Here is a 17,975-nt window from a genome sequence, read left to right on the forward strand (position 1 = left end):
TTCGATCAGCGCTTTTGGCCTCTGATCTTAAGATTCGATTCCAGCGCTAACTGGTTTCAAAAATGGTGGGTCGTGTGGGATTCGAACCTACGACCAATTGGTTAAAAGCCAACTGCTCTACCAACTGAGCTAACGACCCAAAAATGGTCGGGGTAAGGGGATTCGAACTCCTGACATCCTGCTCCCAAAGCAGGCGCGCTACCGGACTGCGCTATACCCCGGTTTGAAATTGGCTCCGTGACCAGGACTCGAACCTGGGACCCAATGATTAACAGTCATTTGCTCTACCGACTGAGCTATCACGGAACTACACATTTCAATTTACAACTTTGAAGCTTTACAGCGTTCTCTTCGACCCGTCCGCATCGCTGCGTTCGTGTGTCTGAGGCGCGCTATTCTACAATCTTCAGCACCTCTGTCAACCCCCTAAATTGCTTTCAAGTTAATGATTTGCAACTTATTTTGGATTCCTGCTTGGGGAGCGGAAACCCTGGCGGGTGACTTACTGCGGGGCGCACTTTACAAGCCTTTTCCTTTGAGTTCAACAGCCTAACGAAAAAAAGGCCTCGCAATGCGAGGCCAGTTGTAGGAGCGAGCTTGCTCGCGAAGAATTCACGAGCGCCGCGTTGAGCCAGCCAACCCGCGTTATCGTTAACGACCTTCGCGAGCGAGCTCGCTCCTACAGGTGTGGTAGCGGATCAGACAAAGACGATTTCGTCGTTTTCCACCACACCGTGAGCGGTATCGCCCGGCATGAATCGACCGGACAGGATCAGCTGCGCCAGCGGGTTCTCGATCCAGCGCTGGATAGCGCGCTTGAGCGGCCGTGCGCCATACACCGGGTCGTAACCGACCGCGATCAGCTTGTCCATGGCTTCAGGGCTGAGCTCAAGCTTCAGCTCCCGCTCGGTCAGACGGCTGCGCAGACGACCCAACTGGATCTCGGTAATGCCGGCGATCTGATCCCGCGCCAAGGGCTCGAAGATCACCACTTCGTCGACCCGGTTGATGAACTCCGGCCGGAAGTGGCTGGAAATCGCGTCCATCACCGCTGCACGCTGCGCCTCACGATCACCGACCAGTTCCTGGATCTGCACCGACCCCAGGTTGGAGGTCATGACAATCACGGTGTTCTTGAAATCCACCGTGCGGCCATGGCTGTCAGTCAGGCGACCGTCTTCGAGCACTTGCAGCAGGATGTTGAACACATCCGGGTGCGCCTTCTCGACCTCGTCCATCAGGATCACCGAATACGGCTTGCGACGCACGGCCTCGGTCAGGTAACCGCCCTCTTCGTAGCCCACGTAGCCTGGTGGCGCACCGATCAAGCGAGCCACGGAATGTTTCTCCATGAACTCGGACATGTCGATCCGCACCATCGCCTCTTCAGTATCAAAGAGGAACTCGGCCAGCGCCTTGCACAGCTCGGTTTTACCGACACCGGTCGGGCCGAGGAACATGAACGAGCCACTCGGGCGATTCGGGTCGGACAACCCGGCGCGGGAACGCCGCACAGCGTTGGAAACCGCAACCACCGCTTCGTCCTGGCCGATCACACGCTGGTGCAACAGGCTTTCCATTTTCATCAGCTTTTCGCGCTCGCCTTCGAGCATCTTCGACACCGGAATACCGGTCCACTTCGAAACGACTTCGGCGATCTCCTCTTCAGTCACCTTGCTGCGCAGCAACTGGTTTTCGGCTTTGCCATGCTGGTCGACCATTTGCAGGCTGCGTTCCAGATCCGGGATCACCCCGTACTGCAACTCGGCCATGCGGTTCAGGTCGCCTTTACGGCGGGCTGCTTCCAGTTCCTGACGGGACTGTTCGATTTTCTGCTGGATCTGCGCCGACCCCTGAACCTCGGCTTTCTCCGAGTTCCAGATTTCTTCCAGATCCGAGTACTCACGCTCATGCCGAGCGATTTCTTCCTGCAATTTTTCCAGACGCTTCTTCGCCGCGTCGTCGCTTTCTTTCTTCAGCGCCTGGGATTCCACCTTCAGCTGAATCAGGCGACGCTCCAGACGGTCCAGCACTTCCGGCTTGGAGTCGATCTCCATGCGGATGCGGCTGGCGGCTTCATCGATCAGGTCGATGGCCTTGTCCGGCAACTGCCGGTCCGTGATGTAGCGATGGCTGAGCTTGGCCGCGGCTATGATCGCGCCGTCGGTAATCGCCACCTTGTGGTGAACCTCATAACGCTCCTTGAGGCCACGCAGGATGGCGATGGTGTCTTCTTCGCTCGGCTCGTCCACCAGCACTTTCTGGAAACGTCGCTCGAGAGCGGCGTCCTTCTCTATGTATTGGCGGTACTCGTTGAGCGTGGTGGCGCCCACGCAGTGCAGCTCACCACGGGCCAGGGCCGGCTTGAGCATGTTGCCCGCATCCATCGAGCCTTCGCCTTTACCGGCACCGACCATGGTATGCAGCTCGTCGATGAACAGAATGATCTGCCCTTCCTGCTTCGACAGTTCATTGAGCAATGCTTTGAGGCGCTCTTCGAACTCGCCGCGATACTTGGCACCAGCGATCAGCGCCCCCATGTCCAGGGACAGCAGGCGCTTACCCTTGAGGCCGTCCGGCACTTCGCCGTTGATGATGCGCTGGGCCAGGCCTTCGGCGATGGCGGTCTTACCCACGCCAGGCTCACCGATCAGCACCGGGTTGTTCTTGGTCCGACGTTGCAGCACCTGGATGGTCCGGCGAATTTCATCGTCACGGCCGATCACCGGATCGAGTTTGCCGTCTTCGGCGCGCTTGGTCAGGTCGACGGTGTATTTATCCAGGGCCTGGCGCGCCTCTTCGTGGTTCGGGTCGTTGACCGCCTCACCACCACGCAGGTTGTTGATTGCGTTCTCCAGGGCTTTCTTGCTCACACCCTGACCGAGCAACAGTTTTCCGAGCTTGCTGTTCTCGTCCATGGCGGCGAGCAGCACCAGTTCGCTGGAGATGAACTGGTCGCCCTTCTGCTGGGCCAGACGATCGGCCTGATTGAGCAGGCGCGCCAGATCCTGCGACATGTTCACGTCGCCGGTCGGGTTCTGGATTTTCGGTAGCTGGTCGAGCTCTTTGGTCAACTCTTTACGCAGGCTGTTGACGTCGAAGCCCACCTGCATCAGCAGGGGTTTGATCGAGCCGCCCTGCTGTTCGAGCAAGGCTTGCATCAAGTGCGCCGGTTCAATGGCCGGATGATCGTGGCCGACAGCCAGGGATTGGGCATCGGACAACGCTAACTGCAATTTGCTGGTTAAACGGTCTATACGCATGGGTCACCTTCCTTTTGAGCAGGCCGGACCTATAAAACATCCTGAATGAAGAAACCTGCCAGATAGCACAATAGATGTGGTCGATTCTGGGAGTTTCAAGCGTCGTGACGTTGATGCAGGTCAGGCAAGTCTAGCGTTCGAGCCAGATCAAGGAAGCAAATCGACCGGTACGAGGATTTCGCCGGTAAGAGAAGAAGCGCGGATCGGTTACTGTGCAGAATCCGCCACCATAGACTGCGGTGACACCGCGAACCGCCAGACGCAAGCGGGCCAGCATATAGATGTCGGCCATGAACTTGCCGGCGTTTACGCTTGGCACAAAAGCCTCAGCCGCTTGCGGCAACTGTGTCACGAAGGTTTCGCGTACCTCCGGGCCAACCTCAAAGGCTTTCGGACCAATGGCCGGACCCAGCCACACCAACACATCGGCAGGAGGTACAGCCAGACTGTCGAGCGTGGCTTCCAGCACACCCGCCGCCAACCCGCGCCAACCGGCATGAGCCGCTGCGACTCGAGTGCCGGCGCGGTCGCAAAACAATGCTGGCAGGCAGTCAGCAGTCATCGCCGCACAGGCGATACCGGGTGTCGACGTCCAACTGGCATCGGCAGTGTCCACCCGGCCCGGATCGGCATGGGCCACGACGATGCCGTGGACCTGCTGCAGCCAGGCCGGTTGCATGGAGAAATGATCGGTAAGGCGACGGCGATTCTCGGCAACAGCTTCAGGGCTGTCGTCGACGTGATCGCCGAGGTTGAGGCTGTCGAACGGCGCCACACTGACGCCGCCCGCACGGGTGGTTACACAGGCTTTGACCCCGGCCGGCGCGGGCCAGTCAGGAATCAGCCAGTCACTCATCCGATGAACGCCTCGCGGTCTTGCTTGAGCAGGGTCAGCAGCCAGACGAAGTCTTCCGGCAACGGCGATTCCCAGCTCATGCGCTTACCGGTGGTCGGATGATCCAGTTCCAGGAAACGCGCATGCAGCGCCTGACGCGGGAAGTTTTTCAGGGATTCGACCATGGTTGGGTTGGCTGCCGGCGGAATACGGAAACGACCACCGTAGGCGGGATCTCCGACCAACGGGTAGTTGATGTGCGCCATGTGCACGCGAATCTGGTGCGTACGGCCGGTTTCCAGCTTCACCCGCACGTGGGTGTGGGAGCGGAAACGCTCTAGCACGCGGTAATGGCTGACGGCTTGCTTGCCACCTTCCATCACGGCCATGCGCTGGCGCTGCTGGCCGTGACGACCGATCGGCGCGTTGATCTTGCCGCCTGCGGTCACTACACCGATCACGATGCACTCGTAGATCCGGCTGACGCTACGGCTCTGCAACTGTGTCACCAACTGCGTCTGCGCTTGAATGGTCTTGGCCACCACCATCAGACCGGTGGTGTCCTTGTCCAGGCGATGCACGATACCGGCGCGGGGCACATTGATGATGTCCGGCACGTGGTGCAGCAAGGCGTTGAGCAGAGTGCCATCGGCATGACCGGCAGCCGGGTGTACCACCAGGCCCGCAGGCTTGTTGATCACCAGGATGTCGTCGTCTTCGTAGACGATGTCCAGGGCAATGTCTTGAGCGACCCATTCGCCCTGAGCTTCCTGCTCGGCAGTCAACTCAAGGATGGCGCCGCCATGGACGATGTCTCGCGGGCGGATAACCGCCCCATCCACAGTCAGGCGGCCGTCTTTGATCCAGGCGGAAAGGCGCGAGCGCGAGTGCTCAGCGAATAATTGTGCGGCGACTTGATCGAGGCGTTGGCCGCCCAATTCGGACGGCACCTCTGCGCGAAGTTCAATTTTATCGGACATGCTCAGACTAGGCGTCGGCACAGCCTTTGGTTTCGGCTGCGCGCTTGTGGTTAAATACGGCGTCTTTTGCCCCGAGGCTATTCAACGGGGCGTTCATCATAACAGGACGGCCACGCCCAAGACAGCGGCCGTCATAGGGACGCAAGCCGCCATGCAAGTGAAACACCTGCTGCTGATCGCCATCCTCGCATTGACCGCTGCTTGCTCATCGAAGGAAGTCGTAGACGAAAACCTCAGTGAAGTCGAGCTGTACCAACAGGCTCAAAACGACCTGGACAACAGTAGCTACACCAGTGCCATTGCCAAGCTGAAGGCTCTGGAATCGCGTTATCCGTTCGGTCGTTATGCCGATCAGGCGCAACTCGAACTCATCTACGCCAACTACAAGAACACCGAGCCAGAAGCGGCCAAGTCCGCTGCGGAGCGCTTCATTCGTCTGCACCCACAGCATCCGAACGTCGATTACGCCTACTACCTCAAGGGCCTGACTTCTTTCGACCAGGACGTCGGCCTGCTGGCGCGCTTCCTGCCGCTGGACATGACCAAGCGTGACCCGGGCGCCGCCCGCGACTCCTACAACGAGTTCGCCCAGCTGACCAGCCGCTTCCCGAACAGCCGCTACGCGCCAGACGCCAAGCAGCGCATGATTTATCTGCGCAACCTGCTGGCGGCCTACGAAATTCACGTGGCCGACTACTACCTGACCCGTCAGGCCTATGTCGCCGCCGCGAACCGCGGTCGTTACGTGGTGGAAAACTTCCAGGAAACCCCTTCGGTCGGCGACGGCCTGGCGGTGATGACCGAAGCCTACCAGCGCCTGCATCTGGACGAACTGGCTGCCACCAGCCTGGAAACCCTGAAGCTCAACTACCCGAACCACCCGACGCTGGTGGACGGTCAGTTCGTGCCGACCGTGGCCGAAGCCGACAACCGTTCCTGGCTGAGCAAGGCGACCCTGGGCCTGATCGAGTCTCGTCCACCGCTGCCACCGGGCGAAACCCGCGCCAACCAGGACGTGCAGAGGCAGTTCCAGGACGCCAAGGACGCGATCCCGAGCGAGCTCAAACCTAAAGACGACAATGGCGAAGCGGTCGAAGAAGAAAATCACGAAGCGCAAGGCAACGACAGCGGCCGTTCGTGGTTCAGCCACATGACATTCGGCGTGTTCGACTGACACCTTGGTGTTTGTGTAAAAAAGGGAGACTTTTTCAAGTCTCCCTTTTTTATTTCAGCTTTATTACACTGTGCGCCTGACAGGTCCTTGGCTAAACTGCCGGATCATCAGTCGAAAAGCAGCTCACCATGCTTCGTTTATTGTTCTGGATTGCCCTGATTGCCGCTGCAGTATGGTTCTGGCGCAAATTCAAGGGGCAGGCCTCCACCCCCAAGCCCCCTGCCGAACGGGAAGCGGCGCCAATGGTCCGTTGCGCCCATTGCGGCGTTCACCTGCCCCGTGACCGTGCGCTGAGCCTCGACCAGCAATGGTATTGCAGCCAGGCTCATCTCGAGCAAGACAAGGGCTCCAGAGGCCGCTGACACCTCACCCGAAATGGCGACCGATTGAGAACTATCGCGCGCCCCCAAGGAACTGAAAGGCATCGATCGACGTCTGACGCAGATTATTCAAGATCACTCTCTGCGAATGAACCGGGTAATCGAAAACGTCCTGCACCTGCAGCGCCGCGAGCAAATGTCGCCGCTACGGCTCGACCTGAAATCACTGGAAATACTCGATAATGAAGGCCCAGCCCGCCATATCAAAGGCCTGGGGCTTTATCTGTCCGGCCAGCCGGGCGAAAGCATTCTGTCCCGCCTAGACTTCAAAGCACGCCAGGAAGACGGCTGCTTTTGCATGACCTATGCTCACGGACGAACCCCACGTTGAACACGAGACCACGACAAAAAGTCTTGATCGTCGATGACGAACCAGACATTCGCGAACTCCTGGAAATCACCCTGGGAAGGATGAAACTGGAGACGTTCAACGCCCGCAACGTCGGCGAAGCGCAATCCCTGCTCAAACGCGAAACCTTCGATCTATGCCTGACCGACATGCAGTTGCCGGACGGTACCGGCCTGGAGCTGGTGCAGCACATCCAGCAAAGCCACCCTCAGGTCCAGGTGGCAATGATCACTGCCTATGCCAGTCTCGAAACCGCGATCAATGTGCTCAAGGCCGGGGCATTCGACTTCCTGACCAAACCGGTGGACCTTACGCGCCTGCGTGAACTGGTCACCAGCGCCCTGCTGGTTCCTGCCCGCGGGGCTGGCATCAATCGATGTTTGTTGGGCGACTCATTACCCATGCGCAACCTGCGTAAACACATCACCAAACTGGCCAGCAGCCATGCGACGGTATACATCAGCGGAGAATCCGGCAGCGGCAAGGAGTTGGTCGCACGCCTGATCCACGATCAAAGCCCCCGCGCCAATCAGCCATTCATTGCGATCAACTGCGCGGCGATTCCTTCGGAACTGTTGGAGAGTGAGTTTTTCGGCCATCGCAAAGGTAGTTTCAGCGGCGCCATCGAAGACAAACCCGGCCTGTTCCAGACAGCTCACGGCGGCACGCTGCTCCTCGACGAAGTGGCTGACCTGCCGCTGACAATGCAAGTCAAACTGCTGCGCGCGATTCAGGAGAAAGCCGTACGCAGCGTCGGCGGGCAGCAGGAAGTGGCGGTGGATGTGCGCATTCTCTGCGCCACGCACAAGGACCTTGGCGCCGAAGTTGCCGCCGGACGATTTCGTCATGATCTTTACTACCGCTTGAACGTGATCGAACTCCCGGTGCCGCCCTTGCGCGAGCGTCGCGATGACATCGAAATGCTGGCCAGCCACATACTCAAGCGCCTGGCCGCCGATACCGGTCAACCTGCAGCGAGACTCCACCCCCAGGCCCTCGATGCGCTGAAAAGCTATCGCTTCCCGGGCAATGTGCGGGAACTGGAAAACATGCTGGAACGGGCGCACACACTGTGTGAGAACAAACAGATCGAAGCCGGCGACCTGCGCCTGGCTGAAGGCAACTGCGGGGCTGAAGGTGGCGTGCCGGACCTGACCCGGATCGACAATCTGGAAACCTACCTGGAAAACGTCGAACGCCAACTGCTGCTCCAGGCCCTGGAGGAAACCCGCTGGAACCGCACGGCGGCGGCTCAGCGGTTGAATCTGTCATTCAGGTCGATGCGTTACAGGCTCAAGAAGTTGGGATTGGATTGATGCTTTAAAAAGATCGCAGCCTGCGGCAGCTCCTACCTGGGAGCGTACATTCTGCAGGAGTTGCCGCAGGCTGCGATCTTTTGTGCTTGCTTCAAAGTCTTCCGGCAGGCGCATAAGGCGTCGGATCAATAATCGGCGCCCGGCCCAGCATCACATCGGCAAACAACTGGCATGATGCTGGCGCCAACACCAGCCCGTTACGGTAATGCCCGCAGTTGAGCCAGAGCCCGTCAAACCCCGGCACCGGGCCGATATAAGGAATGCCCTCGGGTGATCCCGGGCGCAATCCGGCCCAATGCCCCACCACTTCAGCATCGACCAGCGCCGGGATCAATTCCACCGCGGACGCCTTCAGGCTTTCCAGTGCCGACCCGGTCGGCGTCTTGTCAAAGCCTTCATGCTCCAGCGTACTGCCGATCAGTATGTGCCCGTCGCGCCGGGGAATCGCATAACGGCCCTTGGCCAGGACCATGCTCGGCAGGAAATCCGCCGCACACTTGTAGAGAATCATCTGCCCTTTCACCGGCTCGACCGGTAGCGTCAGATCAAGACTCTTGAGCAAGTCACCGCTCCAGGCACCCGCCGTCAAGACGACTTGATCGCCCAGGACAGTGCCTGTGGAGGTCTGTACGCCGACCACTTTGTTGCCGTCACGAACAAACCCGCTGACTTCGCACTGCTCATGAATCGTCACGTTCGGCAGCGCCAGCAAAGCGGCCTTGAGAGATTTCACCAGACGCGGATTGCGCACGTTGGCGACGTCGGCCATGTAGATCGCCCGGGAAAAACCACTGCCCAGCACCGGCACGGCGTCATGGGCCGCCGAAATATCCACCGCACTCAACGGACGATTTTCCCGGGCGGCCCATGCCAGCGCTTCAGCCTCGTCATCCAGATCCAGCCAGTACAGACCAGTGGTGTGCACTTCAGGATCAACACCGGTGGCGGCAAACAAGCGCTCGCCCAGTTGCGGGTAGAAGTCCTGGGACCAGTGAGCCAACGCGGTGACCGCTGGGCTGTAGCGCCACGGGTAAAGCGGCGAAACGATGCCGCCACCCGCCCAGGACGATTCCTGGCCGACGCTCGAGCGATCCAGCAGCACAACGCTTTGCACTTCGGAGGCGAGATTGAACGCCGTCAGCAAACCAATCACCCCACCGCCGACAATCACCACTTGCTGTTGCCTGGTCATGTTCTGATCCAATCGTTAAATAGACAGAGAGTGCAAAGGCACCCGAAAAAAACTCAGCGCCCCCAGCAGTCTTTGCTGGTCAGACCGGATTTTGCGTTGACCATGCCGAGGACCCCGGTATTGGTGATGGTCAGATCACCACACTTGTCAGTGGCCATGCTCGAGTCAGCCTTGCGCACCGCCGTCAACAGGAAGGTCTGGTCGGTCAGGGTCGTTGTGATGGCATAGTAATCATTGCCGGCACTGAGGCCCGTCGCATCGGTGTAGGCATTTTTCTGCGAGTAGAAGCGCTCCAGGAGCTGCGTCTGCTCCGAGAGCAGACCGGCTACCTCTGCGCGACGGCCCTTGTTCAGGTATTCGGTGAAACTCGGGGCAGCAATTGTCATGACAATCCCGATGATCGCAATCACGATCATGATTTCGATCAGGGTAAAACCGCGGTTGGAACTACGCATGCCTCAATTCTCACTCACTGTACTTGTCGCCACATGATGCGACGGCCGCCGCCGGATTTTTCCATCCCCGCAGTACCGTCGCCAGTGGAATCGTTCACGCCCCCGCCATTGTCGCTGGCGTCCTGGGTCGAATGCTCGCCGATAAAGATCACGCCATCGGATAGCGTGTCGCTGTTGTCGACCACTCCATCGGCATTGCTGTCGAGCATCTTAACGCTGATCGCCTCGGGCAGCTTCAGGCAGACGGCCTTCAACCCCTGATTGCTGTGGTAAAAACCGTACCAGTTGCCATTGGCCAGACAGGTTGGCCGGTTCAGCGCTGGCGAATCCGCTGAAGTAGCAGCGTGCACCGACACCGACAGGTTAAGCGCGACGACGAAACCAAATAGTTGTGACCATAACCTGACAGGTCGCTCAGTACTTCGCATAGATGCTCTCCACCACACTGCGCGAATGACCCGCGATGCCCACTGCCGTTACCCGATACAACGTTGCCGGGGTATTGATTGGCACATTCACCGCATTTTGGCTGACACCGATGTTTTGCACGCCATAAAAGCCCTTGCCCGATGCAATCCAGGTCACACCTGAAGACGCGTTGAAACCGGAAGCGGTAATAGTCGAAGACTCGGACGGTGGCGCGCATTGCACGATGCCGCTGCAAACAGGTAGTGCATAACTGTCCCATTGCACTGCACTCTCGCCCACCCGCAATGCGGCTTCGGCACTCTGAAACGACTGGTTGCGCAAGGCGACGCTACCGGCCATTTTTTCCTGCAAGGTGGCACTCTGCATCGATGAAAGACCAATCAGCGTCAGCAACAGCAAGAACACCAGGCTGACCAACAGTGCCATGCCGCGCTGGGTGTAACACATCATGGGAGACCGATTCATTGGCACCCTCTCATGGCAAACGGTTGCGCAGAGCGGCAACCACGTTGAAGGTTTGACCGCTCACCCGGTGGTTCGGATCGAAGAGGGTCAGGCTCAGGCGAACACTTCGAATCAGTGCGGGGTCCGAGGGATTGCTGCTGTAGCGCGAAGCAGCCAGATCAGTGGCCGTGCTGGCCAGGCCGAAGCTCACGTCGAAAGCGCTTACGTTGTCCACCAATACCTGAGGTGCTGCGGCCCCGCCTTTCATCAACAGCTGGTTGTTGCTGAAGCTGTAAATCAGCCGCCGGATCGGAAAGGCCAGTTGCCCTGCCACTGGCGTCGGACCGTCGCTGTAGGCCGTCGAATTGATTCGACAATCGGAAAGCACGGTCCAGTCCGGTTTGCTGCCATTGCCGCCGACATCCGCCGCAACCAGCGTCAACTTGCGGCCGCCGTTGTCCCAACGGATCGGTGCTACCTGACTGGCATGGAAATCCCTTTTCTTACTTGAATCGGTGATCGTTTCCAGGCAACCGAACATCCCGACCATGCGGATTTCCTGAATCATTTTGCTTAACACGAAACGTGCGTCCTCCTGCATGTTCGCGGCCGCGTTCTGGCTGAGATAAGTGTTCTTGGCCGCGATGAAAACCTGCACCACGCCCAGCACCACGATCAGGCTCAATGCCAGGGCGATCAGCAACTCGACCAGACTGAACCCCCTGCTGCGGCGACTCACGGGATCACCACCGGTTCAATGGCAGTGCGACTGCTCAGGACGAAGTTGCGCCGCGAATCGGCAGCCTTCGCAGCCCGTGAGTCGTCCCAGGTAATCGTGATGGTGTACACCTGCTGATTGACGCTGACACTGCCCGTCGCGGTGGCGCCGAGTGAACTGACAATGTTGGTGTTGAAGTCAAACAGGTCCTGATCCCGGGTAACGTCCGGATTGCCCGAAGCCGGCGGCGCAATGGTGTAGTCCGCAGCGGCATTGGCGCGAATGCGGTCCATCATGTCGTAGGCGATAAAGCTGGCCTGACTGGTCATGCGCGCGCTGTCCGTGTATTTCAACGCATTGAGCTGAAACGCCGCTGCCCCCAGCAACCCCACTCCCAGAATGACTAACGCCACCAGGACTTCGATCAGCGTCATGCCCTCTTGCGTGCGCTTGCTCCCTGCTTTCATCCGCAATTTCCACCCAATAGAATTCGTCCGTTCAAACACACCGTCAGCGTCCTGCCTTGTGCTCCCCGCCCATAGCTGATCACCACCTCTGAGGACGGTGATGACAATCCGCCCATACTGTTGAAATCGATGAAAGTCAGGCCTGAGGTTAGCGCCAGAGTTGCGCTGCTGCTCATCGCCGGAACAACCCGCAATACATTGGCCAAAGCGCCCGTACCGTCGTAAACCGCCAGCTCCCCGCTCCAGGCATCCCCACCGGCCGTCGGGCGCACCCGTGTGGTGTTGCCCCGATCGATGGCTTCGAGCCGGGCAAAATTCAGGGCTCGTCGCAGGTCAGCGATTTCAGTATCAGCCCTGGTTGTTTGCGTCGAGCGGGTAAACGCCGGAACAGCCAGAGTCAGCAAAATCAGAAGGATCGCGAGCGCGACCAGCAACTCGATCAGCGTGAAACCTTTTGTAGGATGATCCATCGGGGCCTTCTGTTTCCTTCAGCTATACCTGCCCTTACGCGGCACAACATTCGAGCGATGCGGTGCGTTTGCGTTGGCATTTCTCGCGCAGGGATTGCGCGAGCCACAGCACGCCACGGAGGGATATGTCATGCGGCAACAAGGCTTCAGCCTGATCGAACTGCTCATGGGACTGGCAATTACGGGAATTGTTCTGCATTTGGTCAGCCCGACATACGGAGCACTCATCGAGTCGAACCAAAGAGAGCAAGCGGCACAGGCTCTTTTCAGCGGTATTCGCACCGCCCGGACTGAAGCCATCGTCCGCAACCAGGCCGTGGTGATTCACGGCATCAATGGCGACTGGAGCCAAGGCTGGCGGATGATTCTGGATATCAGCGGCAAGGGGGAGATGGACAGCGACAATCCACTGCTGGCCGAACGCCAGAGCGGCGCACGCGTGTCGATTGTGGGGAACGGTACGGTCGAAAGCTCAATACGCTTCAGAGGTCAGGGCGAGTCACTGTTTGGAGGGACATTGCACATTTGCGCCGTTCGCGACCCGGTGAGCCAACATCAAGTGGTGTTGGCACGGACCGGTCGCGTCAGCCTGCGCAACGACAAGGCTGAGCAGGCGTTATGCAAAGAAAGGAATAAATTCAGAGCAACGAGCGAACGCGCAGTTCTTTAGGCATCGAGAACGTGATGTTCTCCTCGCGACCGGCCAGTTCATCGGCACCGGTAGCCCCCCAGGCCTGCAACTGCTGGATCACGCCGCGCACCAGGACTTCCGGGGCAGAGGCGCCAGCGGTGATGCCGATATGCTCGACACCGTCGAACCAGCTCTTTTGCAGGTCTTCGGCACCGTCGATCAGGTAGGCCGGAGTGGACATGCGTTCCGCCAATTCGCGCAAGCGATTGGAGTTGGAGCTGTTCGGGCTGCCGACCACCAGCACCACGTCGCACTCGTCGGCCAGTTGCTTGACCGCGTCCTGACGGTTTTGCGTGGCATAGCAAATGTCGTCCTTGCGCGGCCCACCGATGGCCGGGAAGCGCGAACGCAGAGCGTCTATAACGCGGCTGGTATCGTCCATCGACAAGGTGGTCTGGGTCACGAAGGCGAGCGTTTCAGGGTTGTTCACCTGCAACGCCGCGACATCTTTCTCGTCTTCGACCAGGTAGATCGCGCCACCACTGCTGGCATCGTACTGGCCCATGGTGCCTTCGACTTCCGGGTGACCGGCGTGGCCGATGAGAATGCACTCTCGGCCGTCACGGCTGTAGCGCGCCACCTCAATGTGGACTTTGGTCACCAGCGGGCACGTGGCGTCGAACACTTTCAGCCCACGGCCAGCCGCTTCGCTGCGCACAGCCTGGGAAACGCCGTGGGCACTGAAGATCACAATGACGTCGTCCGGCACCTGGTCCAGCTCTTCGACGAAGATCGCACCACGGGAGCGCAGGTCTTCGACGACAAACTTGTTGTGAACCACTTCATGGCGCACGTAGATCGGTGGCCCGAAGACTTCCAGGGCGCGGTTGACGATTTCGATCGCCCGGTCCACACCGGCGCAGAAGCCACGGGGATTGGCGAGTTTGATTTGCATGCTGTGCCTCGTGTCTTGCCCTGTAGGAGCGAGCTTGCTCGCGAAATCCTAAAGGACACCGCGTTAATTCAGAAGAACGCGTATTCGTTAACGATCATCGCGAGCAAGCTCGCTCCCACTGAAAAGCAGTTACAGCGCTTTGACGGAAATGATTTCCACGTCAAAGGTCAGCGTCTTGCCAGCCAGCGGGTGGTTGAAGTCGATGGTCACTTGCGCATCATCGAACTCTTTCACCACGCCTGGCAATTCAGTATTGGCCGCATCGTTGAAGATCACCAGCAAGCCAGGCGACAGTTCCATGTCCTGGAACTGCGAGCGCGGGATGATCTGCACGTTTTGCGGGTTCGGCTGGCCGAAAGCGTTTTCCGGCTCGATGCTCAGCGTACGCTTGTCACCGGCCTTGAAACCGAACAGGGCCGCTTCGAAACCTGGCAACAGGTTGCCGTCACCGACCTTGAAGGTCGCCGGGGCCTTGTCGAAGGTGCTGTCCACGGTGTCGCCGTTCTCCAGGCGCAATGCGAAATGCAAGGTGACTTCCGTGTTCTGGCCGATGCGTTGCTCAGCCAATACCTGTTCAGTCATGAACGGTTTCTCCGGTCTTTTTACTTTTGAACATATCCAGTGCCAGCATGACAGCACCAACCGTGATTGCACTGTCGGCAAAGTTGAACGCCGGGAAATACCAGCGGTTCTGCCAATGCACCAGAATGAAATCGATCACATGGCCCAGGGCAATGCGGTCATACAGATTGCCCAGTGCGCCGCCGAGTACCAGTGCCAGCGCAACCGCCAGCCAGGTCTCGTTGCGCCCCAGACGCTTGAGCCACACCACCAGCACCGCACTGACCACGACAGCGATCAACGCGAACAGCCAGCGCTGCCAGCCGGAGCTGTCAGCCAGAAAGCTGAACGCCGCACCGGTGTTATAAGCCAGGGTCCAGCTGAAGTAATCGGGGATCACCACGATTTGCTGGTACATCGCAAGCTTGCCTTCGAAGTAGAACTTGCTGGCCTGGTCGATGACCAGGACCAGCAAACTCAACCAGAGCCAGCTCAGCCGTCCGAAACGGCCAACGGCATTAGGCATAGTGACGGACCTCGCCAGCGCCGCTGATGTTATCCACGCAACGGCCGCAGATTTCCGGATGCTCCGGGTTCACACCGACGTCTTCACGGCAGTGCCAGCAACGGGCGCACTTGGCGAAGGCCGACTTGACGATCTTCAGCTTCAGGCCGCTGACTTCTGTGACCACGGCATCGGCCGGTGCCTGCACCAATGGCGCGACACTGGCGGTCGAAGTGATCAGCACGAAGCGCAGTTCGTTGCTCAGCTTGGCCAGGTCGGCAGTCAGCGCATCTTCGGCGAACAGCGTCACTTCGGCTTGCAGGTTGCCACCGACAGCCTTGGCCGCGCGCTGGATTTCCATTTCCTTGTTGACCGCGACCTTGACCGCCATGATCCGGTCCCAGTAAGCGCGATCCAGCTCGAAGCCTTGCGGCAATTCGGTCAGGCCTTCGTACCAGGTGTTGAGCATGACGGACTCGTTACGCTCGCCCGGCAGGTACTGCCACAGTTCGTCGGCGGTGAACGCCAGGATCGGCGCGATCCAGCGCACCAACGCCTCGCAGATGTGGAACAGCGCGGTCTGGCACGAACGACGGGCCTTGCTGTCGGCGCCAGTGGTGTACTGACGGTCCTTGATGATGTCGAGGTAGAAGCCGCCCAGTTCCTGCACGCAGAAGTTGTGGATCTTCGAGTACACGTTCCAGAAGCGGTATTCGCCGTAGTGCTCTTGCAGCTCGCGTTGCAGCAGCAGGGTACGGTCTACGGCCCAACGGTCCAGAGCCAGCATTTCTTCGGCTGGCAGCAGGTCGGTGGCCGGGTTGAAGCCGGTCAGGTTCGAAAGCAGGAAACGCGCGGTGTTACGGATACGCCGGTAGGCGTCCGCACTGCGTTGCAGGATCTGCTCGGAAACCGCCATTTCACCCGAATAGTCGGTCGAAGCAACCCACAGACGCATGATATCGGCGCCCAGGGTGTCGTTGACTTTCTGTGGCGCGATCACGTTGCCCAAAGACTTGGACATCTTGCGGCCGGACTCGTCGACAGTGAAGCCGTGAGTCAGCAGTTCGCGATACGGTGCGTGGTTGTCGATGGCGCAACCGGTCAGCAGCGACGAGTGGAACCAGCCACGGTGTTGGTCCGAGCCTTCCAGGTACAGGTCGGCGCGCGGGCCGGCTTCGTGGCCCATCGGGTGCGAACCGCGCAGGACGTGCCAGTGCGTGGTACCCGAGTCGAACCAGACGTCCAGGGTGTCGCTGATCTTGTCGTATTGCGGCGCTTCATCGCCCAGCAGCTCGGCGGCGTCCAGCTTGAACCAGGCCTCGATGCCTTCGACTTCAACGCGCTTGGCAACGATTTCCATCAGCTCGACGGTACGTGGGTGCAGCTCACCGCTTTCCTTGTTCAGGAAGAACGGGATCGGCACGCCCCAGTTGCGCTGACGGGAAATGCACCAGTCAGGACGGTTGGCGATCATCGAGTGCAGGCGTGCCTGGCCCCAGGCCGGAACGAACTGGGTCTCTTCGATGGCCTTGAGCGAGCGCTGGCGCAGGGTGTCGCCGGTGGTCGGCTGCTTGTCCATGCCGATGAACCACTGCGCGGTGGCGCGGTAGATCAGCGGGGTCTTGTGGCGCCAGCAGTGCATGTAGCTGTGTTCAATGATAGTGGTGTGCAGCAGCGCACCGACTTCGGTCAGCTTGTCGACGATGGCCGGGTTGGCCTTCCAGATGAACTGGCCACCGAAGAACTCCAGCGACGGTACGTAAACGCCGTTGCTTTGTACCGGGTTGAGGATGTCGTCGTTGACCATGCCGTACTTCTTGCAGGTCACGAAGTCGTCTACGCCGTAGGCCGGAGCGGAGTGAACCACACCGGTGCCGGCGCCCAGTTCAACGTAGTCGGCCAGGTAAACCGGCGACAGACGGTCGTAGAACGGGTGACGGAAGTTGATCAGTTCCAGCGCCGAACCGGAGGCAGTAGCGATTACCGAACCTTCCAGCGAGTAGCGTGCCAGGCACGACTCGACCAGCTCTTCAGCCAACACCAGCAGCTTGTCGCCGACGTCGACCAGGGCGTAGTTGAATTCCGGGTGAACGTTCAGCGCCTGGTTGGCCGGGATGGTCCACGGGGTGGTGGTCCAGATCACGATCGAGGCAGGCTTGGCCAGCGATGGCAGACCGAAGGCGGCAGCCAGTTTGGCTTCATCGGCAATCGGGAAGGCCACGTCGATGGTCGAGGACTTCTTGTTCTCGTACTCGACTTCCGCCTCGGCCAGGGCCGAACCGCAGTCGAAGCACCAGTTAACAGGCTTCAAGCCCTTGAACACGAAACCGCCCTTGACGATTTCGGCCAGGGCACGGATTTCACCGGCCTCGTTCTTGAAGTCCATGGTCTTGTACGGATTGGCGAAGTCGCCCAGCACGCCGAGACGGATAAACTCGGACTTCTGCCCTTCGATCTGCTCGGTGGCGTAGGCCCGGCACAGTTCTCGGGTCTTGTCCGCGCCCAGGTTCTTGCCGTGGGTCACTTCGACTTTGTGCTCGATCGGCAGGCCGTGGCAATCCCAACCCGGGACATAAGGCGCGTCGAAGCCCGACAGGGTCTTCGAGCGGATAATCATGTCCTTGAGAATCTTGTTCAGCGCATGACCGATGTGAATCGAGCCGTTGGCGTACGGAGGGCCGTCGTGCAATACGAACTTCGGACGATCCTTGCCAATCTCGCGCAACTTTCCGTACAGGCCAATGCTGTCCCAGCGCTGCAGAATCTGCGGTTCGCGCTGAGGCAGGCCGGCCTTCATTGGGAAGGCGGTGTCCGGAAGGTTTAGCGTGGCTTTATAGTCGGTCATTTAAGG

General features: G+C 59.3%; 18 protein-coding genes, 3 tRNA genes and 1 pseudogene. 5 read left to right on the forward strand and 17 right to left on the reverse strand.

The features are described from left to right. Positions 1-63: 63 nt before the first annotated feature. The 6 genes from AC1DKH_RS23150 to rluD form a co-directional block, all read right to left on the reverse strand. Positions 64-139 (reverse strand) — tRNA-Lys (locus AC1DKH_RS23150). A 5-nt stretch (positions 140-144) separates the two neighbouring features. Then, positions 145-221: transfer RNA gene (locus AC1DKH_RS23155), tRNA-Pro, on the reverse strand. Positions 222-230: 9 nt separating this feature from the next. After that, a tRNA-Asn gene (locus AC1DKH_RS23160) sits at positions 231-306 on the reverse strand. A 392-nt stretch (positions 307-698) separates the two neighbouring features. After that, on the reverse strand, positions 699-3,263 hold the full coding sequence (gene clpB / locus AC1DKH_RS23165) for an ATP-dependent chaperone ClpB (protein WP_008052094.1): 2,565 nt from the start codon (positions 3,261-3,263) through the stop codon (positions 699-701). Between the two features lie 130 nt (positions 3,264-3,393). After that, entirely contained in the window at positions 3,394-4,119 is a 726-nt protein-coding gene (pgeF, locus tag AC1DKH_RS23170; protein WP_477753701.1) for a peptidoglycan editing factor PgeF, read from the reverse strand. Further along, on the reverse strand, positions 4,116-5,078 hold the full coding sequence (rluD, locus tag AC1DKH_RS23175) for a 23S rRNA pseudouridine(1911/1915/1917) synthase RluD (RefSeq protein ID WP_007990414.1): 963 nt from the start codon (positions 5,076-5,078) through the stop codon (positions 4,116-4,118). The genes pgeF and rluD overlap by 4 nt, the downstream gene beginning before the upstream one ends. 151 nt (positions 5,079-5,229) lie before the next feature. Here rluD and AC1DKH_RS23180 point away from each other — a divergent pair, with 151 nt between their 5' ends. The 4 genes and pseudogenes from AC1DKH_RS23180 to AC1DKH_RS23195 all read left to right on the forward strand — a co-directional run bounded on the left by AC1DKH_RS23180 (position 5,230) and on the right by AC1DKH_RS23195 (position 8,297). Continuing rightward, positions 5,230-6,252, forward strand: a complete 1,023-nt coding sequence (locus tag AC1DKH_RS23180; RefSeq protein WP_477799416.1) for an outer membrane protein assembly factor BamD — start codon at positions 5,230-5,232, stop codon at positions 6,250-6,252. 128 nt (positions 6,253-6,380) lie between these two features. Further along, positions 6,381-6,614 (forward strand): PP0621 family protein, encoded by a 234-nt coding sequence (locus AC1DKH_RS23185; RefSeq protein WP_223454819.1) that lies wholly within the window; start codon positions 6,381-6,383, stop codon positions 6,612-6,614. 28 nt (positions 6,615-6,642) lie between these two features. Further along, a pseudogene (locus AC1DKH_RS23190) lies at positions 6,643-6,963 on the forward strand (hypothetical protein); the annotation flags it as partial. Next, positions 6,960-8,297 (forward strand): sigma-54-dependent transcriptional regulator, encoded by a 1,338-nt coding sequence (locus tag AC1DKH_RS23195; protein ID WP_477764640.1) that lies wholly within the window; start codon positions 6,960-6,962, stop codon positions 8,295-8,297. The pseudogene AC1DKH_RS23190 and the gene AC1DKH_RS23195, both read left to right, overlap by 4 nt. Positions 8,298-8,388: 91 nt before the next feature. Here the strand turns inward: AC1DKH_RS23195 and thiO are convergent, their stop codons facing one another. From thiO to AC1DKH_RS23230, 7 genes are read right to left on the reverse strand one after another with little or no spacing between them, the layout of a single operon-like run. After that, on the reverse strand, positions 8,389-9,489 hold the full coding sequence (gene thiO, locus AC1DKH_RS23200) for a glycine oxidase ThiO (protein WP_477799417.1): 1,101 nt from the start codon (positions 9,487-9,489) through the stop codon (positions 8,389-8,391). A 53-nt stretch (positions 9,490-9,542) separates the two neighbouring features. Beyond that, on the reverse strand, positions 9,543-9,944 hold the full coding sequence (locus tag AC1DKH_RS23205; RefSeq protein WP_477799418.1) for a type IV pilin protein: 402 nt from the start codon (positions 9,942-9,944) through the stop codon (positions 9,543-9,545). Positions 9,945-9,958: 14 nt separating this feature from the next. After that, complete coding sequence (locus AC1DKH_RS23210; RefSeq protein ID WP_477799419.1) at positions 9,959-10,372, reverse strand: hypothetical protein; 414 nt, start codon at positions 10,370-10,372, stop codon at positions 9,959-9,961. Further along, entirely contained in the window at positions 10,359-10,838 is a 480-nt protein-coding gene (locus AC1DKH_RS23215; RefSeq protein ID WP_477799420.1) for a pilus assembly PilX family protein, read from the reverse strand. The genes AC1DKH_RS23210 and AC1DKH_RS23215 overlap by 14 nt, the downstream gene beginning before the upstream one ends. 10 nt (positions 10,839-10,848) lie before the next feature. Then, a complete protein-coding gene (locus tag AC1DKH_RS23220) occupies positions 10,849-11,556 on the reverse strand; it encodes a PilW family protein (RefSeq protein ID WP_477799421.1) in 708 nt (235 codons plus the stop codon). Next, a complete protein-coding gene (pilV, locus tag AC1DKH_RS23225) occupies positions 11,553-12,002 on the reverse strand; it encodes a type IV pilus modification protein PilV (RefSeq protein ID WP_477799422.1) in 450 nt (149 codons plus the stop codon). Before pilV ends, AC1DKH_RS23220 begins: the two co-directional genes overlap by 4 nt. Then, positions 11,999-12,472, reverse strand: a complete 474-nt coding sequence (locus AC1DKH_RS23230; RefSeq protein ID WP_477764645.1) for a GspH/FimT family pseudopilin — start codon at positions 12,470-12,472, stop codon at positions 11,999-12,001. The genes pilV and AC1DKH_RS23230 overlap by 4 nt, the downstream gene beginning before the upstream one ends. Before the next feature lie 130 nt (positions 12,473-12,602). On the opposite strand from AC1DKH_RS23230, the gene AC1DKH_RS23235 reads away from it, so the two are divergent. Further along, the gene (locus tag AC1DKH_RS23235; protein ID WP_477799423.1) at positions 12,603-13,142 is read left to right on the forward strand and encodes a GspH/FimT family pseudopilin; all 540 of its coding nucleotides are present in this window, start codon (positions 12,603-12,605) and stop codon (positions 13,140-13,142) included. On the opposite strand, the gene ispH is transcribed toward AC1DKH_RS23235, so the two are convergent. The 4 genes from ispH to ileS form a co-directional block, all read right to left on the reverse strand. Continuing rightward, positions 13,111-14,058, reverse strand: coding sequence for a 4-hydroxy-3-methylbut-2-enyl diphosphate reductase (gene ispH / locus AC1DKH_RS23240; protein WP_477753712.1), 948 nt, complete (start codon positions 14,056-14,058; stop codon positions 13,111-13,113). The two genes, AC1DKH_RS23235 and ispH, sit on opposite strands and share 32 nt — an antisense overlap. A gap of 129 nt (positions 14,059-14,187) precedes the next feature. After that, a complete protein-coding gene (gene fkpB, locus AC1DKH_RS23245) occupies positions 14,188-14,625 on the reverse strand; it encodes an FKBP-type peptidyl-prolyl cis-trans isomerase (RefSeq protein ID WP_172435403.1) in 438 nt (145 codons plus the stop codon). Between the two features lie 7 nt (positions 14,626-14,632). Then, positions 14,633-15,145, reverse strand: a complete 513-nt coding sequence (gene lspA, locus AC1DKH_RS23250) for a signal peptidase II (protein ID WP_175390418.1) — start codon at positions 15,143-15,145, stop codon at positions 14,633-14,635. After that, a complete protein-coding gene (ileS, locus tag AC1DKH_RS23255; protein WP_477799424.1) occupies positions 15,138-17,969 on the reverse strand; it encodes an isoleucine--tRNA ligase in 2,832 nt (943 codons plus the stop codon). Before ileS ends, lspA begins: the two co-directional genes overlap by 8 nt. Positions 17,970-17,975 lie beyond the last annotated feature (6 nt).

Source organism: Pseudomonas sp. 05L36, from assembly GCF_056398125.1.